This is a genomic window from Komagataeibacter rhaeticus, from assembly GCF_011611525.1.
Taxonomy (GTDB): domain Bacteria; phylum Pseudomonadota; class Alphaproteobacteria; order Acetobacterales; family Acetobacteraceae; genus Komagataeibacter; species Komagataeibacter rhaeticus.
This window is the reverse complement of record NZ_CP050139.1, coordinates 2,237,727-2,264,413: the sequence shown is the minus strand read 5'-3', so window position 1 is coordinate 2,264,413 and position 26,687 is coordinate 2,237,727. Positions and strand designations below refer to the sequence as shown.

At 63.6% G+C, this 26,687-nt stretch carries 21 protein-coding genes and 2 tRNA genes; all 23 read left to right on the top strand.

Annotated features, from left to right (window positions below; genetic code table 11):
• Positions 1 to 60: 60 nt before the first annotated feature.
• The 23 genes from lon (at position 61) to dnaE (ending at position 26,633) form a co-directional block, all read left to right on the top strand.
• On the top strand, positions 61 to 2,547 hold the full coding sequence (gene lon / locus GWK63_RS10280) for an endopeptidase La (protein WP_039999733.1): 2,487 nt from the start codon (positions 61 to 63) through the stop codon (positions 2,545 to 2,547).
• Positions 2,548 to 2,729: 182 nt separating this feature from the next.
• Positions 2,730 to 3,017: an HU family DNA-binding protein gene (locus GWK63_RS10275; RefSeq protein ID WP_007399823.1), complete on the top strand. Its 288-nt coding sequence runs from the start codon at positions 2,730 to 2,732 to the stop codon at positions 3,015 to 3,017.
• 82 nt (positions 3,018 to 3,099) lie between these two features.
• A tRNA-Val gene (locus tag GWK63_RS10270) sits at positions 3,100 to 3,174 on the top strand.
• A 41-nt stretch (positions 3,175 to 3,215) separates the two neighbouring features.
• Positions 3,216 to 3,292: transfer RNA gene (locus GWK63_RS10265), tRNA-Asp, on the top strand.
• Between the two features lie 289 nt (positions 3,293 to 3,581).
• Positions 3,582 to 3,947 (top strand): NADH-quinone oxidoreductase subunit A, encoded by a 366-nt coding sequence (locus tag GWK63_RS10260; protein ID WP_007399825.1) that lies wholly within the window; start codon positions 3,582 to 3,584, stop codon positions 3,945 to 3,947.
• Positions 3,948 to 3,970: 23 nt separating this feature from the next.
• Positions 3,971 to 4,549 (top strand): NuoB/complex I 20 kDa subunit family protein, encoded by a 579-nt coding sequence (locus tag GWK63_RS10255; RefSeq protein WP_007399826.1) that lies wholly within the window; start codon positions 3,971 to 3,973, stop codon positions 4,547 to 4,549.
• Positions 4,542 to 5,216, top strand: a complete 675-nt coding sequence (locus GWK63_RS10250) for an NADH-quinone oxidoreductase subunit C (RefSeq protein WP_007399827.1) — start codon at positions 4,542 to 4,544, stop codon at positions 5,214 to 5,216. Before GWK63_RS10255 ends, GWK63_RS10250 begins: the two co-directional genes overlap by 8 nt.
• 7 nt (positions 5,217 to 5,223) lie before the next feature.
• The gene (locus GWK63_RS10245) at positions 5,224 to 6,480 is read left to right on the top strand and encodes an NADH-quinone oxidoreductase subunit D (protein ID WP_007399828.1); all 1,257 of its coding nucleotides are present in this window, start codon (positions 5,224 to 5,226) and stop codon (positions 6,478 to 6,480) included.
• A gap of 5 nt (positions 6,481 to 6,485) precedes the next feature.
• Entirely contained in the window at positions 6,486 to 7,136 is a 651-nt protein-coding gene (locus GWK63_RS10240; RefSeq protein ID WP_007399829.1) for a complex I 24 kDa subunit family protein, read from the top strand.
• A 4-nt stretch (positions 7,137 to 7,140) separates the two neighbouring features.
• Positions 7,141 to 8,466 (top strand): NADH-quinone oxidoreductase subunit NuoF, encoded by a 1,326-nt coding sequence (gene nuoF, locus GWK63_RS10235; RefSeq protein WP_034932928.1) that lies wholly within the window; start codon positions 7,141 to 7,143, stop codon positions 8,464 to 8,466.
• A gap of 5 nt (positions 8,467 to 8,471) precedes the next feature.
• A complete protein-coding gene (gene nuoG, locus GWK63_RS10230; protein WP_007399831.1) occupies positions 8,472 to 10,538 on the top strand; it encodes an NADH-quinone oxidoreductase subunit NuoG in 2,067 nt (688 codons plus the stop codon).
• A 4-nt stretch (positions 10,539 to 10,542) separates the two neighbouring features.
• Positions 10,543 to 11,565: an NADH-quinone oxidoreductase subunit NuoH gene (nuoH, locus tag GWK63_RS10225; RefSeq protein WP_007399832.1), complete on the top strand. Its 1,023-nt coding sequence runs from the start codon at positions 10,543 to 10,545 to the stop codon at positions 11,563 to 11,565.
• Positions 11,565 to 12,053 carry an NADH-quinone oxidoreductase subunit NuoI gene (gene nuoI, locus GWK63_RS10220; protein ID WP_007399833.1) on the top strand — a complete coding sequence of 163 codons (489 nt, stop codon included), beginning with the start codon at positions 11,565 to 11,567 and terminating at the stop codon, positions 12,051 to 12,053. Before nuoH ends, nuoI begins: the two co-directional genes overlap by 1 nt.
• A gap of 78 nt (positions 12,054 to 12,131) precedes the next feature.
• Positions 12,132 to 12,905 (top strand): NADH-quinone oxidoreductase subunit J, encoded by a 774-nt coding sequence (locus tag GWK63_RS10215; RefSeq protein ID WP_007399834.1) that lies wholly within the window; start codon positions 12,132 to 12,134, stop codon positions 12,903 to 12,905.
• The gene (nuoK, locus tag GWK63_RS10210) at positions 12,898 to 13,221 is read left to right on the top strand and encodes an NADH-quinone oxidoreductase subunit NuoK (protein ID WP_007399835.1); all 324 of its coding nucleotides are present in this window, start codon (positions 12,898 to 12,900) and stop codon (positions 13,219 to 13,221) included. The genes GWK63_RS10215 and nuoK overlap by 8 nt, the downstream gene beginning before the upstream one ends.
• 5 nt (positions 13,222 to 13,226) lie before the next feature.
• Complete coding sequence (nuoL, locus tag GWK63_RS10205; protein ID WP_007399836.1) at positions 13,227 to 15,164, top strand: NADH-quinone oxidoreductase subunit L; 1,938 nt, start codon at positions 13,227 to 13,229, stop codon at positions 15,162 to 15,164.
• 25 nt (positions 15,165 to 15,189) lie between these two features.
• Complete coding sequence (nuoN, locus tag GWK63_RS10200) at positions 15,190 to 16,614, top strand: NADH-quinone oxidoreductase subunit NuoN (protein WP_007399837.1); 1,425 nt, start codon at positions 15,190 to 15,192, stop codon at positions 16,612 to 16,614.
• Positions 16,615 to 16,617: 3 nt separating this feature from the next.
• Positions 16,618 to 17,409, top strand: a complete 792-nt coding sequence (locus tag GWK63_RS10195; protein WP_007399838.1) for a biotin--[acetyl-CoA-carboxylase] ligase — start codon at positions 16,618 to 16,620, stop codon at positions 17,407 to 17,409.
• Between the two features lie 323 nt (positions 17,410 to 17,732).
• Positions 17,733 to 19,376, top strand: a complete 1,644-nt coding sequence (locus tag GWK63_RS10190; protein ID WP_007399840.1) for a ribonuclease J — start codon at positions 17,733 to 17,735, stop codon at positions 19,374 to 19,376.
• 394 nt (positions 19,377 to 19,770) lie between these two features.
• The gene (proS, locus tag GWK63_RS10185) at positions 19,771 to 21,093 is read left to right on the top strand and encodes a proline--tRNA ligase (RefSeq protein ID WP_007399842.1); all 1,323 of its coding nucleotides are present in this window, start codon (positions 19,771 to 19,773) and stop codon (positions 21,091 to 21,093) included.
• Positions 21,093 to 22,337, top strand: coding sequence for a lipoprotein-releasing ABC transporter permease subunit (locus GWK63_RS10180; RefSeq protein ID WP_007399843.1), 1,245 nt, complete (start codon positions 21,093 to 21,095; stop codon positions 22,335 to 22,337). The genes proS and GWK63_RS10180 overlap by 1 nt, the downstream gene beginning before the upstream one ends.
• On the top strand, positions 22,330 to 23,034 hold the full coding sequence (locus GWK63_RS10175) for an ABC transporter ATP-binding protein (protein ID WP_007399844.1): 705 nt from the start codon (positions 22,330 to 22,332) through the stop codon (positions 23,032 to 23,034). Before GWK63_RS10180 ends, GWK63_RS10175 begins: the two co-directional genes overlap by 8 nt.
• Before the next feature lie 164 nt (positions 23,035 to 23,198).
• On the top strand, positions 23,199 to 26,633 hold the full coding sequence (gene dnaE / locus GWK63_RS10170; RefSeq protein ID WP_007399845.1) for a DNA polymerase III subunit alpha: 3,435 nt from the start codon (positions 23,199 to 23,201) through the stop codon (positions 26,631 to 26,633).
• The last annotated feature ends 54 nt before the right edge of the window (positions 26,634 to 26,687 follow it).

Below are 26,687 nucleotides of genomic sequence, written 5' to 3'. Positions count from 1 at the left end.
TGGGCAGGCCACCAGATCGGGTGTCCATCCGGGATCGTCCATCAGGAGGTCAAAAACAAGATGTCAAAAACTGACAGGCTGACATCGGTACCCGAGGGCACCGAAACCATGGATAAGAAGACGGTCGCCCCCGTCGCGGCCCCGCATGGGGCGGAGGAGACGGGCGGCGCGCAGGACACCATTGCCGTCCTGCCGCTGCGCGATATCGTGGTTTTCCCGCATATGATCGTGCCGCTGTTTGTCGGGCGCGAGAAATCCGTCCGCGCGCTTGAGGCCGTGACCCGCAGCGACAAGCAGATCCTGCTGGTGGCGCAGAAGAACGCGGCGCAGGATGACCCGGCGCCGGGTGATATCTACCGCTATGGCACGGTTTCCACCATCCTGCAGCTGCTCAAGCTGCCCGACGGCACGGTCAAGGTGCTGGTGGAGGGGGGGCGGCGTGCCCATATCACCGCCCTGCAGGAGATTGACGGTCACTTCGAGGCCCAGATCGAGGATGTGCCCGAGCAGGAAACCGACGGCAAGGAAGCCGAGGCCATTGGCCGTACACTGATCGGGCAGTTCGAGCAGTACATCAAGCTGAACAAGAAGATCGCGCCAGAGGTGCTGGTCTCGCTCAACCAGATTGATGACCTGTCGAAGCTGGCGGACACCATTGCAAGCCACCTGAACCTGAAGATTCCCGAAAAGCAGGAAATCCTTGAAATCCAGGACGTGAATGCACGTCTGGAACGGGTTTTCGCGCATATGGAAGCTGAAATCGGCGTGCTGCAGGTGGAAAAGCGCATCCGTAACCGCGTGAAGCGGCAGATGGAAAAGACGCAGCGCGAGTACTATCTGAACGAGCAGCTCAAGGCGATCCAGAAGGAACTGGGCGAAGGCGAGGACGGCAAGGACGAAACCGCCGAGCTTGAGGAAAAGATTGCCAAGACCAGGCTGAGCAAGGAAGCGCGCGACAAGGCGGTGGCCGAGCTGAAGAAGCTGCGGACCATGAGCCCGATGTCGGCCGAATCGACGGTGGTGCGCAATTACCTTGACTGGATTCTGGGCATCCCGTGGAAAAAGCGCTCCAAGGTCCGCCATGACCTGTCCGAAGCCCAGAAGGTGCTCGATACCGACCATTACGGGCTGGAGAAGGTCAAGGAACGCATCATCGAGTATCTGGCCGTGCAGAGTCGCGCGCAGAAGCTCAAGGGGCCGATCCTGTGCCTTGTGGGGCCGCCGGGTGTGGGCAAGACCTCGCTTGCAAAGTCCATCGCCAAGGCGACGGGGCGGCAGTATGTCCGCATGTCGCTGGGTGGCATGCGTGACGAGGCCGAGATCCGGGGCCATCGGCGCACCTATATCGGGTCCATGCCGGGCAAGATCATCCAGGGGATGAAGAAGGCCAAGACGTCCAACCCGCTGTTCCTGCTGGATGAGATCGACAAGCTGGGGGCCGACTGGCGCGGTGATCCGTCATCCGCGCTGCTGGAGGTGCTGGACCCCGAGCAGAATTCCACCTTTGGCGATCATTATCTGGAGGTCGATTATGACCTGTCGGATGTGATGTTCATCACCACCGCCAACAGCCTGAACATGCCCCAGCCGCTGCTGGACCGTATGGAGATCATCCGCCTGTCGGGCTACACCGAGGACGAGAAGGTCGAGATTGCCAGGCGCCACCTGCTGACCAAGCAGACGGAGGCCAACAACCTCAAGCCGGGCGAGTGGTCGGTGTCGGATGACGCGCTGCGCGAACTGATCCGCAGCTACACGCGTGAGGCCGGGGTGCGTAACCTGGAACGTGAAATCGCGACTCTGGCCCGCAAGGCCGTGACCGAGATCGTGACGGGCAAGGCCAGGAACGTGGCGATCACGGCCGAAAACCTGGAGAAATATGCAGGCGTGAAGCGTTTCCGCCATGGCGAGACCGAGTCGGAAGACATGGTCGGAGTCGTGACCGGACTGGCCTGGACCGAGGTGGGGGGCGAGATCCTGACCATCGAAAGCGTGATGGTGCCCGGCAAGGGCAACATCAAGCTGACCGGCAAGCTGGGCGACGTGATGAAGGAAAGCGTGGCTGCCGCCCTGTCCTATGTCCGTAGCCGCGCCGTGACCTTTGGCATCAGTCCCGACCTGTTTGAAAAGCGTGACCTGCATGTGCATGTGCCCGAAGGGGCCACGCCCAAGGACGGGCCATCGGCCGGTATTGCCATGGCAACGTCCATCGTCAGCGTCATGACGGGCATTCCGGTGCGCCGGGATGTGGGCATGACGGGCGAAATCACGCTGCGTGGCCGCGTACTGCCGATCGGCGGGCTGAAGGAAAAGCTTCTGGCTGCCCACCGTGCGGGGCTGACGACCATCTTCATCCCCAAGGACAATGAAAAGGATCTGGTGGATATTCCCGATGTCGTGACATCGGCGCTGACCATCCTGCCCGTGGCGCATGTGGATGAGGTGATCGGGCAGGCACTGGTGCATAAACCGGAGCCGATCGAGTGGACGGAGCCGGTGGCGCCGGCCACATCGGAAGGCAAGGGCACGCCCGCACTGACCCATTGAGCACGTTGTGGTGATGGTGCTGGGTCGCAAAATTGTCATGATGAAGGGGAATGACGGATTTTCTCGGTCATTCCCCGAATTCTGTCGGTTGACGTGAGAAAAAACAGCGGCATAGTGCGTGCAGAAATGCGGCGCGACTTTTGAACGATTGCGTAGGCGCACAGTATAAAGAAAGGCGTAAAATGGAGAAGCCACTTAACAAGCAGGAACTCGTCGCTGCTGTAGCCGAGGAAGCCGATCTGGCCAAGGCAAAGGCTGGCGAAGTGGTTGATGCGGTTTTCGGTGCGATCGAAAAGGCCCTGGCCAGCAAGCAGGAAGTCCGTCTGGTCGGGTTCGGTACGTTCGTGACCGCAACCCGCAAGGCAGCCAAGGGGCGCAACCCCCGCACGGGTGAACCGCTGGATATCCCGGCTTCCACATCCGTGCGCTTCAAGCCGGGCAAGAACCTGAAGGAAGCGGTCAGCAAGTAAGGCCATTTCCGTTCGGGAAAAAAAGAAGGGGCAATCCATTTTTTGGGTTGCCCCTTTTTTTGCAATCCCTTACTAGGGGCGCGGGCGATTAGCTTAGCGGTAGAGCATCTCGTTTACACCGAGAGGGTCGGCGGTTCGATCCCGTCATCGCCCACCATGTTTTCCTGTTCCCGCACTGCAGCAGGGAAAATGCACCACGCGGGTGTAGCTCAGTTGGTTAGAGCGCCGGCCTGTCACGCCGGAGGTCGCGGGTTCGAGCCCCGTCACTCGCGCCATTACGGCACATAATCCGGATACCATGACCGTAACGCCAGACGCGCCCGCGCTGGCGTTTTTTTTATGCCTGATCCACACGAAAAAATGAAAACAAAAAACCGTGCCATGAAAGTAATGGTCACATAATATTGACAGATCCGGTCCTGTATTTTTCCCTCACAGTAATGTTCCTGAAAGAACACGGTTAAGTAACTGTTCCCTGAACCATGTTGGGGCTAGCATCCCTGAAGCCAGACATAAGTCGATAAAGACAGCAGATGGCTGATTAACAGGTTGGGAACACGGAAGATGCATTCCGTTATCGCTGATTATTTACCCGTTCTCATATTCGGGTGCATCGCGGTTGTGATCGCGGGGGCGATGCTGGGCAGTTCGCTGCTGTTCGGCCACCAGAAGCCCTATGCCGAGAAAACGTCCGCCTATGAATGTGGTTTCGAAGCGTTTGACGATGCGCGTCACCGCTTTGACGTGCGCTTCTATCTGGTGGCGATCCTTTTCATCATTTTCGACCTGGAGGTCGCGTTCCTCTTTCCCTGGGCGCTGAGCCTGTCACGGATCGGGTGGTTCGGCTTCGCGTCCATGATGGGTTTCCTTGGCGTTCTGGTCGTCGGCTTCATTTACGAATGGAGCAAGGGCGCGCTGGACTGGGATTGAGCATGACAGGAGAGGGCGTACCAATGGCCAATGACACACCCGGCACGGAGCGTCCGGCGGACAGCATAGCCTGGAACCGGGAAATGCTGCCCCCGGGGCCGGAGCAGGACGCCGTGATCAAGGGCATTACCGGCGAGATGACCGAAAAGGGCTTCGTGGTCGCGAACCTGGACAGGCTGGTCAACTGGGGGCGCACGGGCAGCCTGTGGCCCATGTCCTTCGGCCTGGCGTGCTGCGCGGTGGAAATGATCCACGCCTACATGCCGCGCTACGATCTGGACCGCATGGGCATCATCCCGCGCGGCTCGCCCCGCCAGTCGGACGTGATGATCGTGGCGGGCACGCTGACCAACAAGATGGCCCCCGCCCTGCGCCGGGTTTACGACCAGATGGCCGAGCCGCGCTGGGTCATCTCCATGGGGTCATGCGCCAATGGCGGCGGGTATTACCACTATTCCTATTCCGTGGTGCGCGGATGCGACCGAATCGTGCCGGTGGATGTGTACGTGCCCGGCTGCCCGCCCACGGCGGAAGCGCTGATTTACGGCATTCTGCAGCTCCAGAAGAAAATCCGCAGGACAGGGACCATACGCCGTGGCTGACCCAGCAAATCCCCCCCCCGCCACGGGTGGCCCGACGCGCGTGGTCCCCGGCACGCTGGGCGCCATTGCCTTCCGCCTGTCCACCGCCGTGCCCGGCATCCTTTCCGCCAGTATCGAAAAAGGGGAACTGGTGGTGCGGACCACGCGCACGCGACTGCTGGCGCTCATGTCCCTGCTGCGTGACGACCCGCGTTATGCCTGCCAGCAGGTGATGGACATATGCGGTGTGGACTTTCCCGAACGCGCGGAGCGTTTCGATGTGGTCTACAACCTGCTGTCCGTCACCCATAACCACCGCATCCGCGTGATCGTGACCACGGATGAGACCTCTGCCGTGCCATCGGTGCACCAGCTCTGGCCCGCGGCCACATGGTGGGAGCGCGAGGCCTATGACCTGTTCGGCATCCTGTTTACCGACCAGCCGGACCTGCGCCGCATCCTGACCGATTATGGATTTGAGGGCCATCCGCTGCGCAAGGACTTCCCGCTGACCGGCTATGTCGAGCTGCGCTACGACGAGGAACGGCGGCAGGTCGTGTACGAGCCGGTGAACCTGGTGCAGGACTTCCGCAATTTCGATTTTGAATCGCCATGGGAAGGCATCCTGACACTGCCGGGCGATGAAAAGGCGCATGCTGCCCGCCAGGACATGAAACGACAGGGATAGGCGACAGATGAGCGACGTAACCCTTCGTAGCGATACGGACATCCCCGACAGCCTGCTGCCGGAAGAGGCGGATGGCGATGTGAAGCGCCATGTGGTGGAAATCGACTCCCACGCGCTGAACTTCGGCCCCCAGCATCCTTCCGCCCACGGCGTGCTGCGACTGGTGCTGGAAATGGAGGGCGAGGTCGTTGCCCGCGCCATCCCGCATGTCGGCCTGCTGCATCGCGGCACGGAAAAGCTGATCGAATACAAGACGTATCCCAAGGCGCTGCCGTATTTTGACCGCCTCGATTACGTCTCCCCCATGTGCGAGGAACAGGCCTTTGCCCTGGCGGTGGAAAAACTGCTGGGCATCGAGGCCCCGGAGCGCGCGAAGTGGATCCGGGTCATGTTTGCCGAGATCACGCGCATCCTGAACCACATCCTTAACCTGACATCATTCGGGCTGGACTGCGGGGCGCTGACGCCCGCGCTGTGGGGGTATGAGGAACGCGAGAAGCTGATCGAGTTCTATGAAGCCGCATCCGGCGCGCGCTTCCATGCCAATTACGTCCGCCCCGGCGGGGTGGCGCAGGACCTGCCCGCCGGGCTGGAGGACCGTATTGCCGACTGGGCACGGACCTTCCCGCAGTGGATCGATGACCTTGAGGCGCTCCTGACCGGCAACCGCATCTGGAAGCAGCGTACGGTGGGCATTGGCGTGTTCACCACCGAACAGGCACTGGCCTGGGGCTTCAGCGGCCCGTGCCTGCGCGCTTCGGGCGTACCATGGGACCTGCGGCGCAGCCAGCCCTATGACAATTACGACAAGGTCGAATTCAACGTACCCGTGGGCCGGCAGGGTGACTGTTACGACCGTTACCTGATCCGCGTGGCCGAAATGCGCGAGAGCGTGAAGATTATCAACCAGTGCCTGGAACAGATCCGGCCCGGCCCGGTCAAGGTGCAGGACCACAAGATCACGCCCCCGCCGCGCCGGGAGATGAAGCGTTCGATGGAAGCGCTGATCCACCACTTCAAGCTGTTTACCGAAGGCTATCATGTGCCGCCCGGTGCCACCTACACCGTGACCGAAACGCCCAAGGGCGAGTTTGGCGTGTATCTGGTGGCCGATGGCAGCAACCGGCCGTATCGCTGCAAGATCCGGCCCACGGGTTTTTCCCATCTCCAGGCAATCGACGAGATGTCGCGCCGGCACATGCTGGCGGATGCCGTGGCCATTATCGGGTCGCTTGATCTGGTATTTGGCGAGATTGACAGGTGACCGACATGTCCGCCCAGCCCAGCGCGCCCGAGGGCGCCGAACCCACCCATTTTGAATTTGACCAGGACAGCGAACGGCAGATCGCGGCCGTCCTTGCCAAATACCCGCCCGAGCGCAAGGCAAGCGGCGTGCTGCCGCTGCTGTATGTGGTGCAGAAGCAGATGGGCCGCCAGACCGGCAGCGCGTGGATTCCGCGCGTGGCCATGGACGTGGTGGCCGAACGGCTGGAGATGGCCCCGATCCGGGTGTACGAGGTCGCGACCTTCTACCTCATGTTCAACACGAAGCCGATCGGCCGGTACCACCTGCAGGTCTGCACCACCACATCATGCTGGCTGCGTGGCTCCGATGACGTGACAGCGGCATGCAAGGCGGCCACGGGCATCAAGGCGTTTGGCGAGACCAGTGCCGACGGCCTGTTCACCCTGACCGAGGTCGAATGCCTTGGCGCCTGCGCCAATGCCCCGATCCTGCAGGTGGATGACGATTATTACGAGGATCTGGACGGTCCGCGCACCGAGGAACTGATCGCGGCACTCAAACGCGGCGAACGTCCCACGCCCGGCCCCACAATCGACCGCCTGAACTCTGCCCCCGCGGGCGGCCGCAAGGTCCTGGTGGGTGACATGGCGCAGAAACCGCAGGGGCAGGAGTAAGGCCATGCTGCAGGACAAGGACCGCATCTTCACCAACCTGTATGGCCAGGGTGACTGGACTCTGGCCGGCGCCCGCGCCCGGGGTGACTGGGATGGCACGGCGGAGATACTGGCGCGCGGGCGTGACGCCATCATCAACGAGATGAAGGCCTCCGGCCTGCGTGGGCGCGGGGGGGCGGGTTTCCCCACCGGCGTCAAATGGTCGTTCATGCCCAAGAAGAATGACGGGCGGCCGCATTACCTCGTCATCAATGGCGATGAGTCGGAACCCGGCACCTGCAAGGACCGCGAGATCCTGCGCCATGACCCGCACAAGCTGGTGGAAAGCGCGCTGATCGCCTCCTTCGCCATGGGGGCGCATGCGGCCTACATCTACATCCGGGGCGAGTTTTATAACGAGGCCATGCACCTCCAGCATGCCATTGACGAGGCGTATGCCGCCGGCCTGATCGGCCCGAACGCCTGTGGGTCGGGCTGGGATTTCGACTTCTACATCCATCGTGGCGCGGGCGCCTACATTTGCGGTGAGGAAACCGCGCTGCTGGAAAGCCTGGAGGGCAAGAAGGGCCAGCCGCGCATGAAGCCGCCTTTCCCCGCCGCCATGGGCCTGTACGGCTGCCCCACCACGGTCAACAATGTGGAAAGCATCGCGGTGTCCGCCACCATCCTGCGCCGGGGGGCGGCATGGTTCTCGGGTCTGGGGCGGCCCAACAACGCGGGCACCAAGCTCATGGCCATATCGGGCCACGTCAACACGCCCTGCGTGTTTGAGGAAGAACTGGGTGTTCCGATGCGCGAACTGATCGAAAAGCATGGCGGTGGCGTGCGTGGCGGGTGGGACAACCTGCTGGCGGTCATTCCCGGCGGCTGCTCGGTACCCATGCTGCCGCGCGATGTGTGTGACACCGTGCTGATGGATTACGACAGCCTGCGCGCCGAAGGTTCCGGCCTGGGTACGGGCTGCATGATCGTGATGGACAAATCCACCGACATCATCGCGGCCATCGCCCGGTTTTCGAAATTCTTCAAGCACGAAAGCTGTGGCCAGTGCACGCCCTGCCGCGAGGGCACGGGATGGATGATGCGCATCATGGACCGCATGGTGCAGGGGCGTGCCGAAATCGAGGAAATCGACATGCTCGAACAGGTCACCCGCCAGGTGGAAGGACACACCATCTGCGCGCTGGGCGATGCGGCGGCATGGCCGATACAGGGGCTGATCCGCCGGTTCCGCCCGGTCATGGAAGAACGCATCCGCGCCTACAAGGCAGCGCATGGGGGTGGCCGTATCGTGCAGGTACCGGCGGGCCTGGTTGAAGCGGCGGAGTAGGAACAGTGGTAAAAGTAACCGTTGACGGTATTCCGGTGGAAGTCGCGGCAGGCTCCTCCGCACTTCAGGCCTGTGAAGCGGCGGGCAAGGAAATCCCGCGTTTCTGTTATCATGAACGCCTGTCGGTGGCGGGTAACTGCCGGATGTGCCTGGTCGAGGTCTCGGGCGGGCGCAAGCCGGTGGCTTCATGCGGCTTCCCCATTGGCGAGGGGATGCAGATCTTCACCGATACCGAGGTGGTGCGCCGTGCGCGGCGCGCGGTGATGGAGTTCCTGCTCATCAACCACCCGCTGGACTGCCCGATCTGCGATCAGGGTGGCGAGTGTGACCTGCAGGACCAGGCCTTCGGCTATGGCGCGGACCATTCCCGCTACCGCGAGAACAAGCGCGCGGTAACCGACAAGTATCTTGGCCCGCTGGTCAAGACCGTGATGACGCGCTGCATCCAGTGCACGCGCTGCATCCGTTTTTCCACCGAAGTGGCGGGCGTGCCCGAACTGGGTGGCGTCTCACGCGGTGAAAATCTGGAAATCACCAATTACGTCGAAAAGGCGCTGACATCCGAACTGTCGGGCAACCTGATCGATATCTGCCCCGTGGGCGCACTGACATCGCAGCCCTATGCCTTCAGCGCCCGGTCGTGGGAGCTCAAGCGCACGGACTCGATCGATGTGTGCGACGCGGTGGGCACCAACATCGTCATGCAGGCCCGTGGCGCCTCCGTGCTGCGGATCGTACCGCGTATCAATGACGAGGTGAACGAGGAATGGCTGGCCGACAAGGGGCGCTTCGTGGTCGATGGCTTCCGCCGCCGCCGCCTTGACCGGCCCTGGATACGGGTGGACGGCAAACTGCAGCCCGCAGGCTGGCAGGATGCCTTTGCCACCATCGCCACCCGGCTCAAGGGCATGCCGGGCGAACGGATCGGCGCGATCGCGGGCGACATGTGCGATGCCGAGAGCATGATGGCGCTAAAAGACCTGATGACGGCGCTTGGTTCCCCCAATATCGACTGCCGGCAGGACGGCGCGCAGTACGATCTTTCGCGGCGGGATTTCTACACCTTCAATACCGGCATCACCGGCATAGAGGAAGCGGACGCGCTGCTGATCGTAGGCTCCATCCCCCGGCAGGAAGCGCCGGTGCTCAATGCCCGCATCCGCAAGCGCTTCGTCGACGCCGGGCGCGGTGGCTTCCCCATCGCCATGATCGGCGCACCCAACGCCGACCCGACCTATGCGGCCGAAGTGCTGGGCGAGGGGCCGGATGTGCTGGCGCGACTTGCGGCGGGCGCGCTGCCCTTTGCCGAAGTGCTGAAGAACGCGAAGAAGCCCATGGTCATGGTCGGCCACGGCGCCCTGACCCGGCCGGATGGACAGGCCATAGCCCGTGCCTGCTGGGAACTGGCGGTGCAGGTCGGTGCGATCGGCACGGACTGGCATGGCTTCAACGTGCTGCATACGGCGGCCAGCCGGGTGGCCGGGCTGGACCTTGGCCTGGTGCCGGGGCCAGGGGGGCGCGACGTTGCGGGCATGCTGGCGGGCGGGGTGGACGTGCTGTGGCTGCTGGGGGCGGATGAGCTCCCCATCGGGCGCATCGGACCGGAAACCTTTGTCATCTATCAGGGCCATCATGGTGACGCGGGGGCCGCGCGGGCCGATGTGATCCTGCCCGGCACGCTCTATGCCGAAAAGCCGGGCACCTACACCAATACCGAAGGGCGCGTGCAGCAGGCCTTCCGCGCCGTCATGCCGCCGGGGGATGCGCGGGAGGACTGGCGCATCCTGCGCGCCTTCTCCGAAGTGGTGGACCATAAGCTGCCCTATGACACGATCGACGCGCTGCGCGCGCGCATGGTGCGGGCCAACCCCGTGTTCGGTCAGGCGCAATGGGCGCGTTCAGGCACATCCGACACCACGGGTCCGCAGGCGGGCAACACCCCGGTGGCGGCGGATGCGTTCCGGCCGGTCATTGCCGATTATTACCTGACCCATGCCGTGTGCCGCGCAAGCCCCACCATGGAAACCTGTTCGGGGATTTACGTGCACCCGGCAAACCAGGCGGCGGAGTAGGACCATGGCGGATTTCTTCTTTCACACCACGCTGGGCCAGATCCTGCTGATCGTGCTGGAATCACTGGCGGTCCTGGTGCCGCTGCTGCTGGGGGTGGCGTATCTGACACTGGCCGAGCGCAAGGTGATGGCCGCGATGCAGCTGCGCAAGGGGCCGAACGTGAACGGTCCGTTCGGCGTGCTGCAGGCCTTTGCCGATGCCATCAAGATGCTGACCAAGGAGACGGTCATCCCCGCGGGTGCGAACCGGATGCTGTTCCTGTTCGCACCGTTCCTGACCTTTTCGCTGGCCATGATCGCGTGGGCGGTCATTCCCACGGGCAACGGGCTGGCCATCGCCAACATCAATGTGGGCATCCTGTACCTGCTGGCCATCTCCTCGCTTGGTGTCTACGGCATGCTGATTGCGGGGTGGGCGTCCAATTCCAAATACGCCTTCCTTGGCGGCCTGCGCTCGGCGGCGCAGATGGTGTCCTACGAGGTCTCGATCGGGCTGGTGATCGTATGCGTACTGCTGGCGGTGGGCAGCCTCAACCTGAATGACATCGTGCTGGCGCAGCGCCATGTATGGTTCTGCCTGCCCATGTTCCCGATGTTCATCGTGTTCTTCATCTCGGCGCTGGCCGAGACCAACCGCGCGCCCTTTGACCTGCCAGAAGGCGAGAGCGAGCTGGTGGCGGGTTTCTTTGTCGAATATTCGGCCCTGGCATTCGGCCTGTTCTTCCTGGGTGAATACGCGAACATGTTCCTCATGTCCGGCATGGTCAGCATCCTGTTCCTGGGTGGGTGGCTGCCGCCGCTGGGGATTGCGCCCTTTACCTGGATACCGGGGCCGCTGTGGCTGATCGCCAAGATCCTGTTCTGCCTGTTCGTGTTCATCTGGGTGCGCGCGACATTCCCCCGCTACCGCTACGACCAGCTCATGCGGCTGGGCTGGAAGGTGTTCCTGCCGTTCTCGCTGGCGTGGATGGTACTGACGGCGGGGTTCCTGATGGTAACGGGCCTTCTGCCCGGAGGAGTAGGCTGATGGGTACCCTGAGCAAAGCCGCCCGCTCCATGCTGCTGTCCGAACTGGTGGCGGGCATGGGCGTGACACTGAAGGCGTTCTTCAAGCCGAAGGCCACGATCAACTACCCGTATGAAAAGGGCGTGCTCTCGCCGCGTTTCAGGGGGGAGCACGCATTGCGGCGCTACCCCAATGGGGAGGAACGCTGCATTGCCTGCAAGCTGTGCGAGGCGACATGCCCCGCCGAGGCGATCACGATCGAGGCCGAACCGCGCGATGACGGCTCACGCCGCACCACGCGCTACGATATCGACATGACCAAGTGCATCTATTGCGGCCTGTGCGAGGAAGCCTGCCCGGTGGATGCCATTGTCGAAGGGCCGAATTACGAGTTCGCGACCGAAACCCGCGAAGAACTGATGTACAACAAGGACAAGCTTCTGGCCAATGGCGACCGCTGGGAAAGCGTGCTTGCCCGCAGGCTCGAGCTTGATGCCCCGTACCGCTGACAGTGCACGGCGGGTGCGGCCCAGCGCACGCCCGCCATGCCAGCAGGAGGAAAGATCCATGCGGCAGGAAGCTCACCCATGATGACCCAGATTGTCTTCTACGTTTTCGCGGCGGTCCTTGTCCTGTCCGCCACCATGGTGGTGTGTGCGCGCAATCCCGTGCATTCGGTGCTGTTCCTTATCCTTGCGTTCTTCAACGCGGCGGGGCTGTTCCTGATCGCGGGGGCCGAGTTCCTGGCCATGACGCTGGTCATTGTCTATGTCGGCGCGGTCGCCGTCCTGTTCCTGTTCGTGGTCATGATGCTGGACGTCAACTTCACCCGCATGCGTGAAGGCGTGCAGCGCTACGCGCCCATTGGCGGGCTGGTGGGCGGTGTGCTGCTGGTGGAACTGGTCATGGCGTTTGCGCGCTGGCGCAGTGCCTCCAACATCGACCAGATCGCGCATCTGGTGCCCTCGTCCCCCACGCGCACCAACACGGCGGCGCTGGGGGATGTGATCTATACCCACTACATCTTCCTGTTCCAGTCCTGCGCGCTGGTGTTGCTGGTGGCCATGATCGGCGCGATCGTGCTGACCCTGCGCGACCGGCCCAGCGGGCGCCGCCAGAATATCGACCGCCAGCATGACCGCGTGCCGCATGATTCGCTGGAAATGCTGCAGGTGCCCCTTGGCGCGGGTGTAGCGGCCCAGGGCGGCTTCCTGCGCCCGCATGAAAGTTACGACGTGGCCGCCGTGCCCGGCACCTATGGCACCGAAGCCTGGCGTGTGCGTGAGGCGGCGGAAGAAACGCAGGCCGTACTGGTGGTCACGAAACCGGCCGAAAGCACGAAAGGAAAGGGCGATGCATAGCCCGATCGAGGCGATAGGTCTTGCACCCTATCTGAGCGTTGGCGCGATCCTGCTGGTACTGGGGGTGTTCGGCATTTTCCTCAACCGCAAGAACGTCATCATCATCCTGATGTCGATCGAGCTGATCCTGCTTTCGGCCAACATCAACTTCGTGGCGTTCTCGGCTGCGACGGGTGACCTGTCGGGCCAGGTGATGACGCTGTTCGTGCTGACCATCGCGGCCGCCGAATCCGCCATCGGGCTGGCGATTGTCACGGTCTATTTCCGCAATCGCGGGTCGATCGAGGTCGACGATATCACGATGATGAAGGGGTAGGGACAATGCAGGCAGCATCCTTCCTGTTTGAAGTAGCGGTGTTCGCACCCCTTGTCGGTTTTCTGGTCGCCGGTGGTTTCGGCCACCTTATGGGTGATGCGGCGGCGCGGGTGGTCACCATAGCCCTCATGACCTGCGCCGCCCTGTCCGCCATTGGCGTGCTGGGGTTCGAGACGGGTGACGTGGGCACGTTTGCCGTGCCGGTGGCCGACTGGATCCATGCGGGCCGTTTTCATGCCGACTGGCAGCTGCGCATGGACATGCTTTCGGTCAGCGTGGTGGCCATGGTCACCGTGGTCTCGCTGCTGGTGCATGTGTACAGCGTGGGCTACATGGCGCATGAGGCACAGCCGGTCTACCGCTTCTTCTCCTACCTGTCGCTGTTCACCTTTGCCATGCTCATGCTGGTCACGTCGGACAACCTGCTCCAGCTTTTCTTTGGCTGGGAAGGGGTGGGACTGGCCAGTTACCTGCTGATCGGCTACTGGTACGACCGGTCTTCCGCCTGTGCCGCGGCCATCAAGGCGTTCGTGGTCAACCGCGTGGCCGACCTGTTCTTCCTGCTGGGCATCTCGCTCATCTTCATCCGCCTTGGCAGCGTGTCGTATGACGATATTTTCGCCGCCATCCCCTATCATGTGAATGACACGTTCCAGCTGTTCGGCACGCATCCGCTGCTGGAAGTCATCGCAACACTGCTTTTCATCGGTGCGATGGGCAAGTCGGCCCAGCTGTTCCTGCACACCTGGCTGCCGGACGCGATGGAGGGGCCGACCCCGGTTTCCGCCCTGATCCACGCGGCCACCATGGTCACGGCGGGCATCTTCCTTATGGTGCGCATGTCGCCGCTGGTGGAACTGGCCCCGGTCACGCGCGACCTGATCGTGCTGGTGGGGGGCACGACCAGCTTCTTTGCCGCGACCGTGGGGCTGGTGCAGCCCGACATCAAGCGCACCATCGCCTATTCCACCTGTTCGCAGCTGGGCTACATGTTCGTGGCGGTGGGTGTGGGGGCGTATCAGGCCTCGATGTTCCACCTGACAACCCATGCCTTCTTCAAGGCGCTGCTGTTCCTTGGCGCGGGCTGCGTGATCCATGCCGTGCGTGATGAGCAGGACATGTTCCGCATGGGTGGGCTGTGGCGGAAAATCCCCCTGACCTATGCCGCCATGTGGATCGGCAGCCTGGCGCTGGCCGGTATCTTCCCCTTTGCCGGTTACTGGTCGAAGGATGCGATACTGGAGGCGGCATGGATGTCGGGTTCCACCATGGGTCATTACGGCTGGGTCATGGGCTGCATCACCGCGTTCCTGACCGCGCTGTACAGCTGGCGGCTGATCTTCCTGGTCTTCCATGGCACGCCGCGTGACGCACACCTGAACGCGGGCGCGCATGAAAGCCCGCCGTCGATGCTCATGCCGCTGGCCGTGCTGTCCGTTGGCGCGGTTGTGGCGGGGGTCGCGCTGGCACCCTTCTATATCGGCGCCCGTCAGGTGGCGTTCTGGAACGGGGCGATTGCCGCCATTTCCGGCCATGACATCATGGCCCAGCTGGAGGAGACGCCGGGCATCATCGCGCTGGTGCCGACCTTTGCCGCGGTGGCGGGCATTGTGGTGGCCTATGTGTGCTACATCGCAAGCCCCGGCATTCCGGTGGCCATGGCGCGCGGCCTGCGCCCGCTTTATCTGTTCCTGCTCAACAAATGGTATTTCGACGAGTTGTACGACTTCATTTTCGTCCGCCCCTACCGCGCGCTCGCGCGCTTCCTGTGGAAAGACGTGGATGAGGACGTGGTCGAGGGCATACCCGAGGGCCTTGCCCGCCTGACCGCGGGCAGCGCCGGACAGGCCGTGCGCGTGCAGACCGGCTCGATTGCCGTCTATGCCTTTTCCATGCTGATCGGGCTGGTGGTGCTGCTGTCCACCATGCTGTTCACCCGCTAACCCCAAGGATGTCAGGGCCACACCAATGAACTGGACACTTGCTCTGCCCGAAATCGTGCTGGCCCTGTCGGGGCTGGCCATCCTGCTGGCCGGGGTGATGCAGAAGCGCGGGCAGGCCTTCTTCTCCTGCACGATGATGACGCTGCTGGCGCTGGTGGTCACCGGCATCCTTGTGGTGCTGGCACCCGATGGCACCGGCTACGGGCATGTTTTTGTCAATGACGGGTTTGCCCGCTTCATGAAAGTGCTCAGCCTGACCGGGGCAGCACTCTCGCTGGTGCTGAGCGTGGGTTATGCGCGGGAGATGGAAATCGACAGGTTCGAATTCCCGGTCCTGATCGCGTTTTCCACGCTGGGCACCATGATCATGGCGTCCTCGGGCAATCTCATGACGCTGTTCGTGGGGCTGGAGCTTTCGTCACTGGCCATCTACATCCTGTGCGCCTTTGCGCGCGACCGGGTTACGGCGGCGGAGGCGGGGCTGAAGTATTTCGTGCTCGGCTCACTGGCGTCGGGGCTGCTGCTTTATGGCATCTCGCTGGCCTATGGCTTTGGTGGCACGCTGGAATATGCGGGCCTGCAACAGGCGGTGCGCGGCAGCGCGGTGCTGCCCGCCGGGCTTATGGTGGGGATCGTGTTCGTGCTGGTGGGGCTGTGCTTCAAGCTGTCCATGGTGCCGTTCCATATGTGGACGCCGGATGTGTACCAGGGTGCGCCCAGTCCGGTTACCGCCTATATGGCGGGGGCGCCCAAGGTCGCGGCATTCGCGGTGCTGCTGCGGGTCATGGCCGGTCCCTTCGGCAGCATGATGCCGCAATGGCAGCTGCTGATCGAGGTGGTGTCCGCCGCCTCCATGCTGTTCGGCGCGCTTGCGGCCATTCCGCAGGTCAACATCAAGCGGCTCATGGCCTATTCCTCCATCGGGCACATGGGCTACGCCATGATCGGCCTTGCGGCGGGCACGGCGGAGGGCACGCGCGGCACGCTGGTCTATCTTGTGACCTACCTGTTCATGAATGTGGGCGCGTTTGCCGGGATCGTGGCCATGCGACGCAAGGGCCATGCGGTCAGCCGCATCAGTGACCTGGCGGGGCTTGGGCGCAGCGACCCGGGCCTTGCGCTGGCCATGGCGGTGTTCATGTTCTCCATGGCCGGGGCGCCGCCGCTGGCCGGGTTCTTTGGCAAGCTCATGGTGTTTTACGCCGCCATCAACGCACAGCTTTACGCGCTGGCCGCAATCGGTATCATCGGCAGCGTGATCGGGGCCTATTATTATGTGCGTGTGGTCAAGGTCATGTTTTTCGATGCGCCGGCCCCGGCGCTGGACCGCATGCCGGTTTCCGTCTCGTTCGTATCGGTCGGGATGGGGATTGTGACCGTTTTCTTCATCGTTGGGCTTGGCCCGGTCGCCACGGCGGCACAGGCGGCCGCAGGCGCATTGTTCAGGTAGCCCATGATCCCCAGCCCGGACCGCACTTCCAGCCAGAACATTCCCCGCGCCAGGGGCGGGGCGTGGCGGATGGAAGTGCATGACAGGCTGGGGTCCACGTCCGATACCTGCAAGGCCCGGCTGGATGCCGGGCAGGGGGAAAACGGGCTTGCCATCCTTGCCCTGAGCCAGACGGCCGGGCGGGGCAGCCGGGGGCGGGAATGGGTCGACCCGGGTGGCAACCTGGCGCTTTCCGTCATGCTGGTGGGGCCGGGTGCGGCCGTGCCGGTGGGGCTGTGGCCCTTCATTGCGGGGCTGGCGCTGCATGACGCGATGGGGGACTTCCTGCCCGACACCCGCGCGCTGGCGCTGAAATGGCCCAATGACCTGCTGCTGGCAGGCCGCAAGATGGCGGGCATCCTGATCGAGACCGGAACCCGTGTTACGGGGGAACAGTGGCAGGTGATCGGCATGGGGGCCAATTTGCGCCATGCCCCGGCCATTGCGGGGCGTGAACTGGCCTGTCTGGCGGATATGATCCCGGATGTGCCTGCGGCCCCCGTGGTGGCGCGGGCGGTGCTGCGGCATCTGGACCGCTGGCTTGGATGTCATGCCACCCACGGGTTTGGCGCGGTGCGCGCGGCATGGCTGGAACGCGGGCACCCTGTTGGCACGGGTGTGAACGTAAAGGCGGGAAACCAGCAGTTTACCGGCACGTTTGCAGGGCTGGCGGATGATGGTACCCTGCTGCTGCAGACCGCGCACGGCCTGCGCCGCGTGGTGACGGGAGAGGTGATCGTGGCGCGTACGGGGTGAGAATAATCCGGCACGATCAAGGAAAGAGATTTAAGTCAAGCGGATTACATGATAACCCGTAAGGGGATTTGATAGCGCGTGGCGTCTGGCCCGTGCCGGTGTCGAGCGGCGTTTCCTGCGGTCCATCCCCAGAAATGGGGTGGGGGAAACGGCATGGCTCCACCGCGCAGGCAGGGCGCACGCACCAGCTTCAGGCTGGACGGACACGGAATTTTGGCCCCGACCGGGCTGACATCCAGGCAGACGAACCGGCACGGAACAGGCGTTCCGGGCCCTTTTTTCAAACGCATCCAGACCTTGGTAACTGAAAACAGGCTTTATTTATGAATGATGTAACAGGCGTTTCATTTCTTCCGCTAGGCGGAACCGGCGAAATTGGCATGAACCTCAACCTGTACCGGCAGGGCGAGACATGGCTGGCGGTGGACTGTGGCATCGGCTTCAGCGGCAATGACACGCCCGAGGCCGAGATCATCCTGCCCGATCCGGTCTTCATCGCCGAACGCAGGAAGGCGCTGGCGGGGCTGGTGGTCACCCACGCGCATGAGGACCATCTGGGCGCCATCGCCCATCTGTGGCCGCAGCTTGGCTGTCCGGTCTATGTCACCCCGTTTGCCGCCGCCGTGCTGCGCCGCAAGCTGGGTGAGGCGGGGCTGGTCCAGCAGGTGCCGATCCACGTCATCGCCCCCGGCGGCGCCTTTACGGTCGGGCCGTTTGACCTGCGCTTCGTCTCGGTCACCCATTCGGTGCCGGAATCGCAGTCGCTGGTGCTGCGTACGCCGCAGGGCATCATCATCCATACCGGTGACTGGAAGATCGACCCCGACCCGCAGGTCGGCCCCCCCACCGACCTTGAAACCTTTGCCGAACTGGGGCGCGAGGGCGTGCTGGCCATGGTGTGCGACAGCACCAATGTCCGCACCGAAGGGCCTTCCGCATCCGAAGCCGATGTAAGGCGCGAGATGACCCGCCTCATCGCCTCGCTTGAGGGGCGGATCGCGGTGACCTGCTTTGCCAGTAACGTCGCCCGCGTGGAAACGCTGGCCAAGGCCGCGCAGGCCGCTGGCCGCCGCGTGGCCGTGGTGGGCCGCAGCCTGCGCAACCTGGAGGTCGCGGCGCGGGAATGTGGCTACCTGTCCGACGTGCCGCAGTTCCTGTCCGAGCAGGATGCCAATTCCGTGCCCGATGGCCAGATCCTGCTGATCGTGACCGGCAGCCAGGGGGAGCCGCGCTCCGCCCTGTCGCGCATCGCGTCCGACACCCACCCCAACATCTCGCTGGGGGAAGGCGATACGGTCATCTACAGCAGCCGCATGATCCCCGGTAACGAGCAGGCCGTGATCCAGGTGCAGGACAACCTGACCCGTCGCGGCGTGCATGTGATTACGGACAAGGACCACCTTGTGCATGTGTCCGGCCATGCAACGGGTGGTGACGTGCGCAGGCTGTATGACCTTGTGCGCCCGCGCTTCCTGATCCCGGTGCATGGCGAATGGCGCCACCTGACCGCCAATGCCGCCATTGCGCAGGAACTGGATATCGAGCCGGTGCTGCTGGAAGATGGCGACATCCTGGATATCCGCGCCGATGGCGTGGAAATTGGCGATACCGCGCCCACCGGGCGGCTGGTTCTGGATGGCGGGCGTATCCTGCCCATGAATGGCGGCGTGCTGGCCGCGCGGCGGCGCATGCTGTTCAACGGCATGGTGCTGGGCAGCTTTGCGGTGGATGACGAGGGCTACCTGATTGGTGACCCGAAGGTCAGCGCCCCGGGCCTGCTGGACATGGAAGACCCCGAGACCCAGCGGGTTACGGAAGAATTCGGCAATGCGCTGGACGAGATCCCCGATGAGCTGCGGGCGAATGACGCAACCTTCCGCGAGGCGGCGAAAACCGCCCTGCGCCGCGCCCTTGGCCGCAAGCTGCAGAAGCGCCCGCTGGTGGATGTGCACCTGCTGCGCGTCTGAACTGGATAACGGATAAAAGTTTTTGGGTGCTGCCTTTTTTCAAAAAGGCGGCGTTCCCTGAAGCCTTTATCTTAAACTGGCCCACAAACCTGTCAGGATAGGGCCCTACATGATTATGGCAGGGAACGGTTGATCCGTTTCCTGCCATTTTTTTGGTACGTTTTCCCTAAACCCGGCGTCGTTCAGTGCGACCAGATCGGCCCGCGCACCATACGCCCGGCAGGGGGGCAGGGCCATGCCCCCTCACGCGGATGTTTACGGTCTGGCGGGGTGTGGGCATCACGCTTCGGTGTTGCGCACGGGGGAAGGGTGAACATGCCCCATTCCACGGGCGTCGGGATTGGTTTAGGGTCCGCAGCATTATCGGTTCCCCATACTCAAGGTTCATACGGCCATGCGTCTGTCCCGCAGTTTTCTCCCGACTCTCAAGGAAAATCCGACCGAGGCCCAGATCACCTCGCACCGGCTCATGCTGCGTGCGGGCATGATCCGGCAGACGGCGGCGGGAATTTACGCCTGGCTGCCCACGGGGCTGCGGGTGCTGCGCAACATCGCCAACATCGTCCGTGCGGAGCAGGATGCCATCGGCGCGCAGGAACTGCTCATGCCCACCATGCAGTCGGCCGAGTTGTGGAAGCGTTCGGGCCGGTACGACGCCTATGGCCCCGAAATGCTGCGCATACAGGACCGCCACGAGCGTGACATGCTGTTCGGCCCCACCAATGAGGAAATGGTGACAGACCTGTTCGGCCAGGCTATCAAATCCTACAAGGAACTGCCGCAGGTGCTCTACCAGATCCAGTGGAAGTTCCGTGACGAGGTCCGCCCCCGCTTTGGCGTGATGCGCGGGCGTGAGTTCTATATGAAGGACGCCTACAGCTTCGATCTTGACCACGCGGCGGCGGTCGATACCTACCGGCGCATGATGCTGTCCTACCTGCGTACCTTCCAGCGCCTGGGCGTGCGTGCGATTCCCATGCGGGCCGATACCGGGCCGATCGGTGGCGAACTGAGCCATGAATTCCTGATCCTGGCCCCCACGGGGGAAAGTGGCGTGTTCTTTGACAGCGCGCTGGAGGAACAGGACTGGGTGGGTGAAACCATCGATGTGAACGATCGCGACGCGCTGGGGGCGTTCTTCACCAGCCTGACCTCCTTCTACGCCGCGACCGACGAGATGCATGACGAGGCGGCATGGGCAAAGGTACCGGCCGAACGCAGGCGTGAAGGCCGGGGTATCGAGGTCGGGCACATCTTCAACTTCGGGCGTAAATATACCCAGTCGATGGATATTGCGGTCAGCGGCCCCGATGGCGCGCCGCTGCATCCGGAGATGGGGTCGTATGGCATTGGCGTCTCCCGCCTTGTTGCGGCCATCATCGAGGCCAGCCATGATGAGAACGGCATCATCTGGCCGGAATCGGTCGCGCCCTTCCGCGCCGTCATCATCAACCTGAAAAATGGTGATGCGCAGTGCGATGCGATCTGTGAAAAGCTGTACGCGGCGGCACCGGACGACCTGCTGTATGATGACCGTGCCGAGCGCGCGGGCGCCAAATTTGCCGATGCCGACCTGCTGGGCCACCCGTGGCAGCTTATTGTCGGCCCGCGTGGCGCGAAGGAAGGCAAGGTCGAGGTCAAGAACCGCCGCACTGGCGAGCGCACCGAGGAGACGGTGGATGCTGCGCTGGCCCTGATTATGAAAACGGGCCGCTGATGTTTGGTCCCTTCGAGCGGATGGTCGCCGGGCGTTACCTGCATGCCCGGCGTGGGGAGCGGTTCGTTTCCGTCATCGCGATCTTCTCGCTTGTAGGGATCGCACTGGGTGTTGCCACCCTGATTATCGTGATGTCGGTCATGAACGGGTTCAAGGCCGACCTGCTGGGGCGCATCCTTGGCCTGAATGGTGACCTGAGCGTGTACGGCCTGACCCGCACCATCACGGATTACGATGATGTGGCGGGAAGGGTGCGCAGGGTGCCCGGCGTGGTTTCGGCGGCGCCGCTGGTGGAATCGCAGGTACTGCTCAATTCCGGCACCTATAACGCGGGCGGGCTGGTGCGCGGCATGACGCGTGCTGACCTGCTGGGCCTGCATGAGGTAAGCGATAACCTTGTGGCGGGCTCGGTGGATGACTTTGGCGCGGATGACACCATAGTTGTCGGCACCACGCTGGCCGAGCGCGCGGGGCTGACCGTGGGGGGCAGGCTGACCCTTGTTTCACCCCAGGGGGCGGCCACCGCCTTTGGCACCATGCCGCGCGTGCGGGCCTACCGCGTGGTGGCGATTTTCGATGCGGGCGTGAATGACTACAATGCCAGCTACGTCTTCCTGCCGCTGCATGCGGCCCAGGTCTATTTCCAGCTGCCGGGGCAGGTGACGCAGGTGCAGGTCATGACCCGCGACGCCGAAAACGTGGCCCCTATCCGTGCCGCGATTGAAAAGGCGATGAATGGCGAGGTCCGGGTAATGGACTGGACACAGAGCAACAACGCCTTCTTCGGCGCGGTGCAGGTGGAACAGAACGTGATGTTCCTTATCCTGACGCTCATCATCCTTGTTGCCGCCTTCAACGTCATTTCGTCGCTGATCATGATGGTCAAGGACAAGAGCGCCGATATTGCCGTGCTGCGCACACTGGGGGCCACGCGCGGGGCGATCATGCGCATCTTCCTTATGTGCGGGGCATCGGTGGGCATTACCGGCACGTTTGTCGGCACGGGGCTGGGCATCGTGTTCTGCCTGAACATCGAGCATATCCGCCAGCTGCTCCAGCGCATGACCGGTACCAACCTGTTCAATCCCGAGGTGTATTACCTGGAGCACCTGCCCGCCAGGCTCATCTGGTCACAGGTGATCGAGGTGATCGTGATGGCGCTGGTGCTGTCGCTGCTGGCAACGCTCTACCCCTCATGGCGGGCGGCAAAGACCGACCCGGTGGAGGCCCTGCGCCATGAATGAGACCCTGAACGCCCCGCCGCTGCGCATGGATGGCGTGGCGCGCCGCTACATAAGCGGCGAGGAAACGCTTGATGTGCTGCGTGGCGCGGACCTGACGCTGAACCCCGGTGAGATCGTGGCCCTTGTCGCCCCGTCGGGCACGGGCAAGTCCACGCTGCTGCATCTGGCGGGCCTGCTGGAAAAGCCGGATGCGGGCTGTGTCATGCTGGCGGGGCAGGATGCAGGCGCGCTGGCCGATGCGCAGCGCACGCAGCTGCGGCGTGACCGGATCGGGTTTGTCTACCAGTTCCATCACCTGCTGGCCGAATTTTCGGCGCGTGAGAACGTCATGCTGCCGCAGATGATTGCAGGCGTTGCGCGCAAGGCGGCCCGCACGCGGGCGGATGAACTGCTGTCCGCCTTTGGGCTTGCACACCGGCTGGACCACCTGCCGGGCAAGCTTTCAGGCGGTGAGAAGCAGCGCGTGGCCATTGCCCGCGCGCTGGCCAACCGCCCGCATGTGCTGCTGGCCGACGAGCCGACGGGCAACCTGGATGTGCATACATCCGACGCGGTATTCGATGCCCTGCTGGAAACCGTGCGCGCCCATGGCGTGGCGGCCCTGATTGCCACCCACAACATGGACCTGGCCCGGCGCATGGACCGTATCGTCACATTGCAGGACGGGCTGGTCGTGCCACTGACCAGTACTACCTGAAAGCATAAGAAGTTTTTGGTGAAGCTTTTTTCAAAAAGCTTCGGATAACGCTGCCTTCTTGAAAAAAGGCGACACCCAAAAGCTTTTATTGTTTTTCAGGTATGGCGGGCCATGCCCTACGCAGGGGCGTGCGAATCAGATGCGGTATGGGGTAGGATGCCCCCATGTCCCATGCCGATTTTGTCCACCTCCGGGTCCATTCCGCCTATTCCCTCAGCCAGGGGGCCATTCGCGTGCCCGAACTGGTGGCGCTGGCGCATGACATGCGCATGCCCGCCGTTGCCATTACCGATACGGGCAACATGTTCGGCGCGCTGGAGTTCTCGCAATATTGCGGCAAGAAGGGCGTGCAGCCGATCATTGGCTGCCAGCTTGGCCTGCCCTCGCGCAGCGACAAGCCCGGCATGCCCGCCGAGCATGTGGTGCTGCTGGCACGCAATGCGGAGGGGCTGGCCAACCTGCAGTTCCTCTCCTCCGCCGGTTTCCTGCAGACCGTGACCGATGAGCCGACCGTAACACTGGACCTGCTGTGTGAGCGTGCGGGCGGCCTGTTCCTGCTGACCGGCGGCAGCCGTGGCCCGCTGTTCCACATGCTGGCCGAAGGGCAGGAGCGTGAGGCCACGCGCTTCATGGAGCGCCTGCATGCAGCCTATGGCCGCTACATGGCAGTCGAACTGCACCGCCACGGCCAGGCGGCCGAACGCGCGGTGGAGCCGGGCATGATTGCCATGGCCGACCGCATGGGCCTGCCGCTGGTGGCCACCAATGAGTGCTTCTTCCCCAAACCGGACATGTACGAGGCGCATGACGCGCTGCTGTGCATAGCCCAGGGCCGCACCATGGCCGAGCGTGACCGCTGGCGTGTCACACCCGAGCACTGGTTCAAGCCCGCCGAGGCCATGCGCGAACTGTTTGCCGACCTGCCCGAAGCCTGTGACAACACGCTGGAGATTGCGCGGCTGTGCGCAATCAAGGTCGAGACCTGCAAGCCGCTGCTGCCCATGTGCCCCAAGGTCCAGCCGGGCAAGACCGAGGACGAGACCCTGCGCAACATGGCGCGGACCGGCCTGGCCCGCCGCCTGTCCCGCATGGACGTGGATGAGGAGACGCGCCGGAAATACGAGGAACGTCTGGCCTTCGAGCTCGACATCATCGCCAACATGGGCTTCCCCGGTTACTTCATGATCGTGGCCGACTTCATCCAGTGGGCCAAGGAGCATGACATTCCCGTGGGGCCGGGCCGTGGTTCGGGTGCCGGTTCGCTGGCCGCGTGGGCGCTGACCATTACCGACATCGATCCCATTCCCTTCAACCTGCTGTTCGAACGCTTCCTGAACCCCGAACGCGTGTCGATGCCCGATTTCGACATCGATTTCTGCCAGGACCGGCGTGACGAGGTGATCCGCTACGTCCGTAACGAATACGGTGCCGACCGGGTGGCCCAGATCATCACATTTGGTAAGCTGCAGGCGCGCGCGGCGGTGCGTGACGTGGGGCGCGTGCTGGGCCTGCCTTTCGGCATGGTCAACCGCGTGGCCGAACTGATCCCCAACAATCCCGCCCAGCCAGTCACGCTGAAGCAGGCGATCGAGGGGGAGCCGCGCCTGCAGGAAATGCGTGACGAGGACGAGGCGATCCGCCGCCTGCTGGAAATCGGCCAGCAGCTTGAAGGCCTGTTCCGCCATGCCAGCACGCATGCCGCCGGTGTGGTGATCGGTGACCGCGAACTGGTGGAACTGGTGCCGCTGTACCGCGACCCCAAGAGCGACATGCTGGTCACGCAGTACAACATGAAGTTCGTGGAGCAGGCGGGGCTGGTCAAGTTCGACTTCCTTGGCCTGACCACGCTCACCATCCTGCAGCGCGCGGTGCAGTTCCTGCATGGCATGGGGGTGGCGGTGGACCTGTCGGCCCTGCCGCTGGACGATCCCCTGACTTACGAGATGCTGGCCCGGGGCGATACCGGTGGCGTGTTCCAGTTCGAAGGCGCTGGCATGCGTGACGTGCTCAAGCAGATGCGCCCGACCCGGCTGGAGGACCTGATTGCCGCCGTGGCGCTGTACCGCCCCGGCCCGATGGCCAACATACCCGATTACTGCCGCCGCAAGCATGGCGAGGCATGGGAGCCCCCGCACGAGGAAATCCGCGATATCCTGGAAGAGACCTATGGCATCATGGTCTATCAGGAACAGGTCATGCAGATTGCCCAGAAAATGGCGGGTTACAGCCTGGGTGGGGCTGACCTGCTGCGCCGTGCGATGGGCAAGAAGATCCGCGAGGAGATGGACCGCCAGCGCGAAATCTTTACCGAAGGGGCGATGAAGCGCGGGATCGAGCGGGAAAAGGCGGCCGAGGTGTTCGACCTCATGGCCAAATTCGCCGATTACGGGTTCAACAAATCCCACGCCGCCGCCTACGCGCTGGTGTCCTACCAGACGGCATGGATGAAGGCGAACCACCCCGTGGCCTTCATTGCCGCATGCATGTCGCTTGCGCGTGAAAAGACCGACAAGCTGGCGGGGCTGCGGCAGGAAGCCGACCGCTTGGGCATTCCCCTGCTGCCGCCCGACATCAATGCCTCGGGGGCCGATTTCACGGTGGAAAAACTGCCCGATGGCGGGGGGTACGCCATCCGTTACGCGCTGGCGGCGGTCAAGAAGGTGGGGCTGGGGGCCATGCAGTCGCTGGTAGCGGTGCGTGGCGACAGGCCCTTTGTGGATCTGGAGGATCTGGCCGCCCGCCTTGACCCCCGGCAGGTCAACAAGATGCAGCTGGAAAACCTGGCGCGCGCGGGGGCGTTCGATACCATCCTGCCCAACCGCGCACGGGCCTGTGGCGCGGCCGAGACCGTGATGCGCCGCGCGCAGGCCAATGCGCAGCAGGCGGCCAGCGGCCAGATCGGCCTGTTTGGCGGCGGGGGGGATGGCCCTGCCGCGCGTGAGCCGCTGCGCATGCCCCGCGTGGCCGACTGGCCGGAATTCGAGCGCCTGAACATGGAGGCCGACGCCATCGGCTTCCACCTGACCGGCCACCCGCTGGATTCCTACGGTCCGCTCATGCGCAGGCTGGGCGCGGTGCGCGCTACGGGGCTGGAGGCGGCGGCACAGGCGGGGATCGTGCGCGTCAAGATCGCGGGCTGCGTGGTGGATCGCAAGGAACGCCCCACGCGCACCGGCAACAAGATGGCGTGGGTGCGGCTGTCCGATGCCTCGGGCGGGTGTGAGATCACGTTCTTTTCCGAAGTGCTCTCGCGCGCGCGTGAAATCCTGGTGGCGGGCAACGCCGTGGTGGTGACGGCGGACCTGAAGCTGGAAGGCGAGGCGCTGCGCATTACCGCATCCGACGTGATGGAACTGGAACAGGCGGCGGCGGAGGCCGCGGCCGAGATGCGCATATGGTTCGACCGGGCGGATGCGCTGGAGCCGATCCGCGATGTGCTGCAGGGCCACGGCATGGGGCGTGGCCGGGTCATCTTGCTGCCGTCGGTTGCGGAAACGCGGGATGTGGAACTGACCCTGGGCGAGCGTTACCGCGTCACCCCCCGCGTGGCCCAGATGATCAAGGCGATCGAGGGCGTGGACAGGGTGGAGCAGTTCTAGCACCCGCCCGGCAGGCCGTGGCGCAGCCACGGGCCACGCCGGTGGCATGAACCT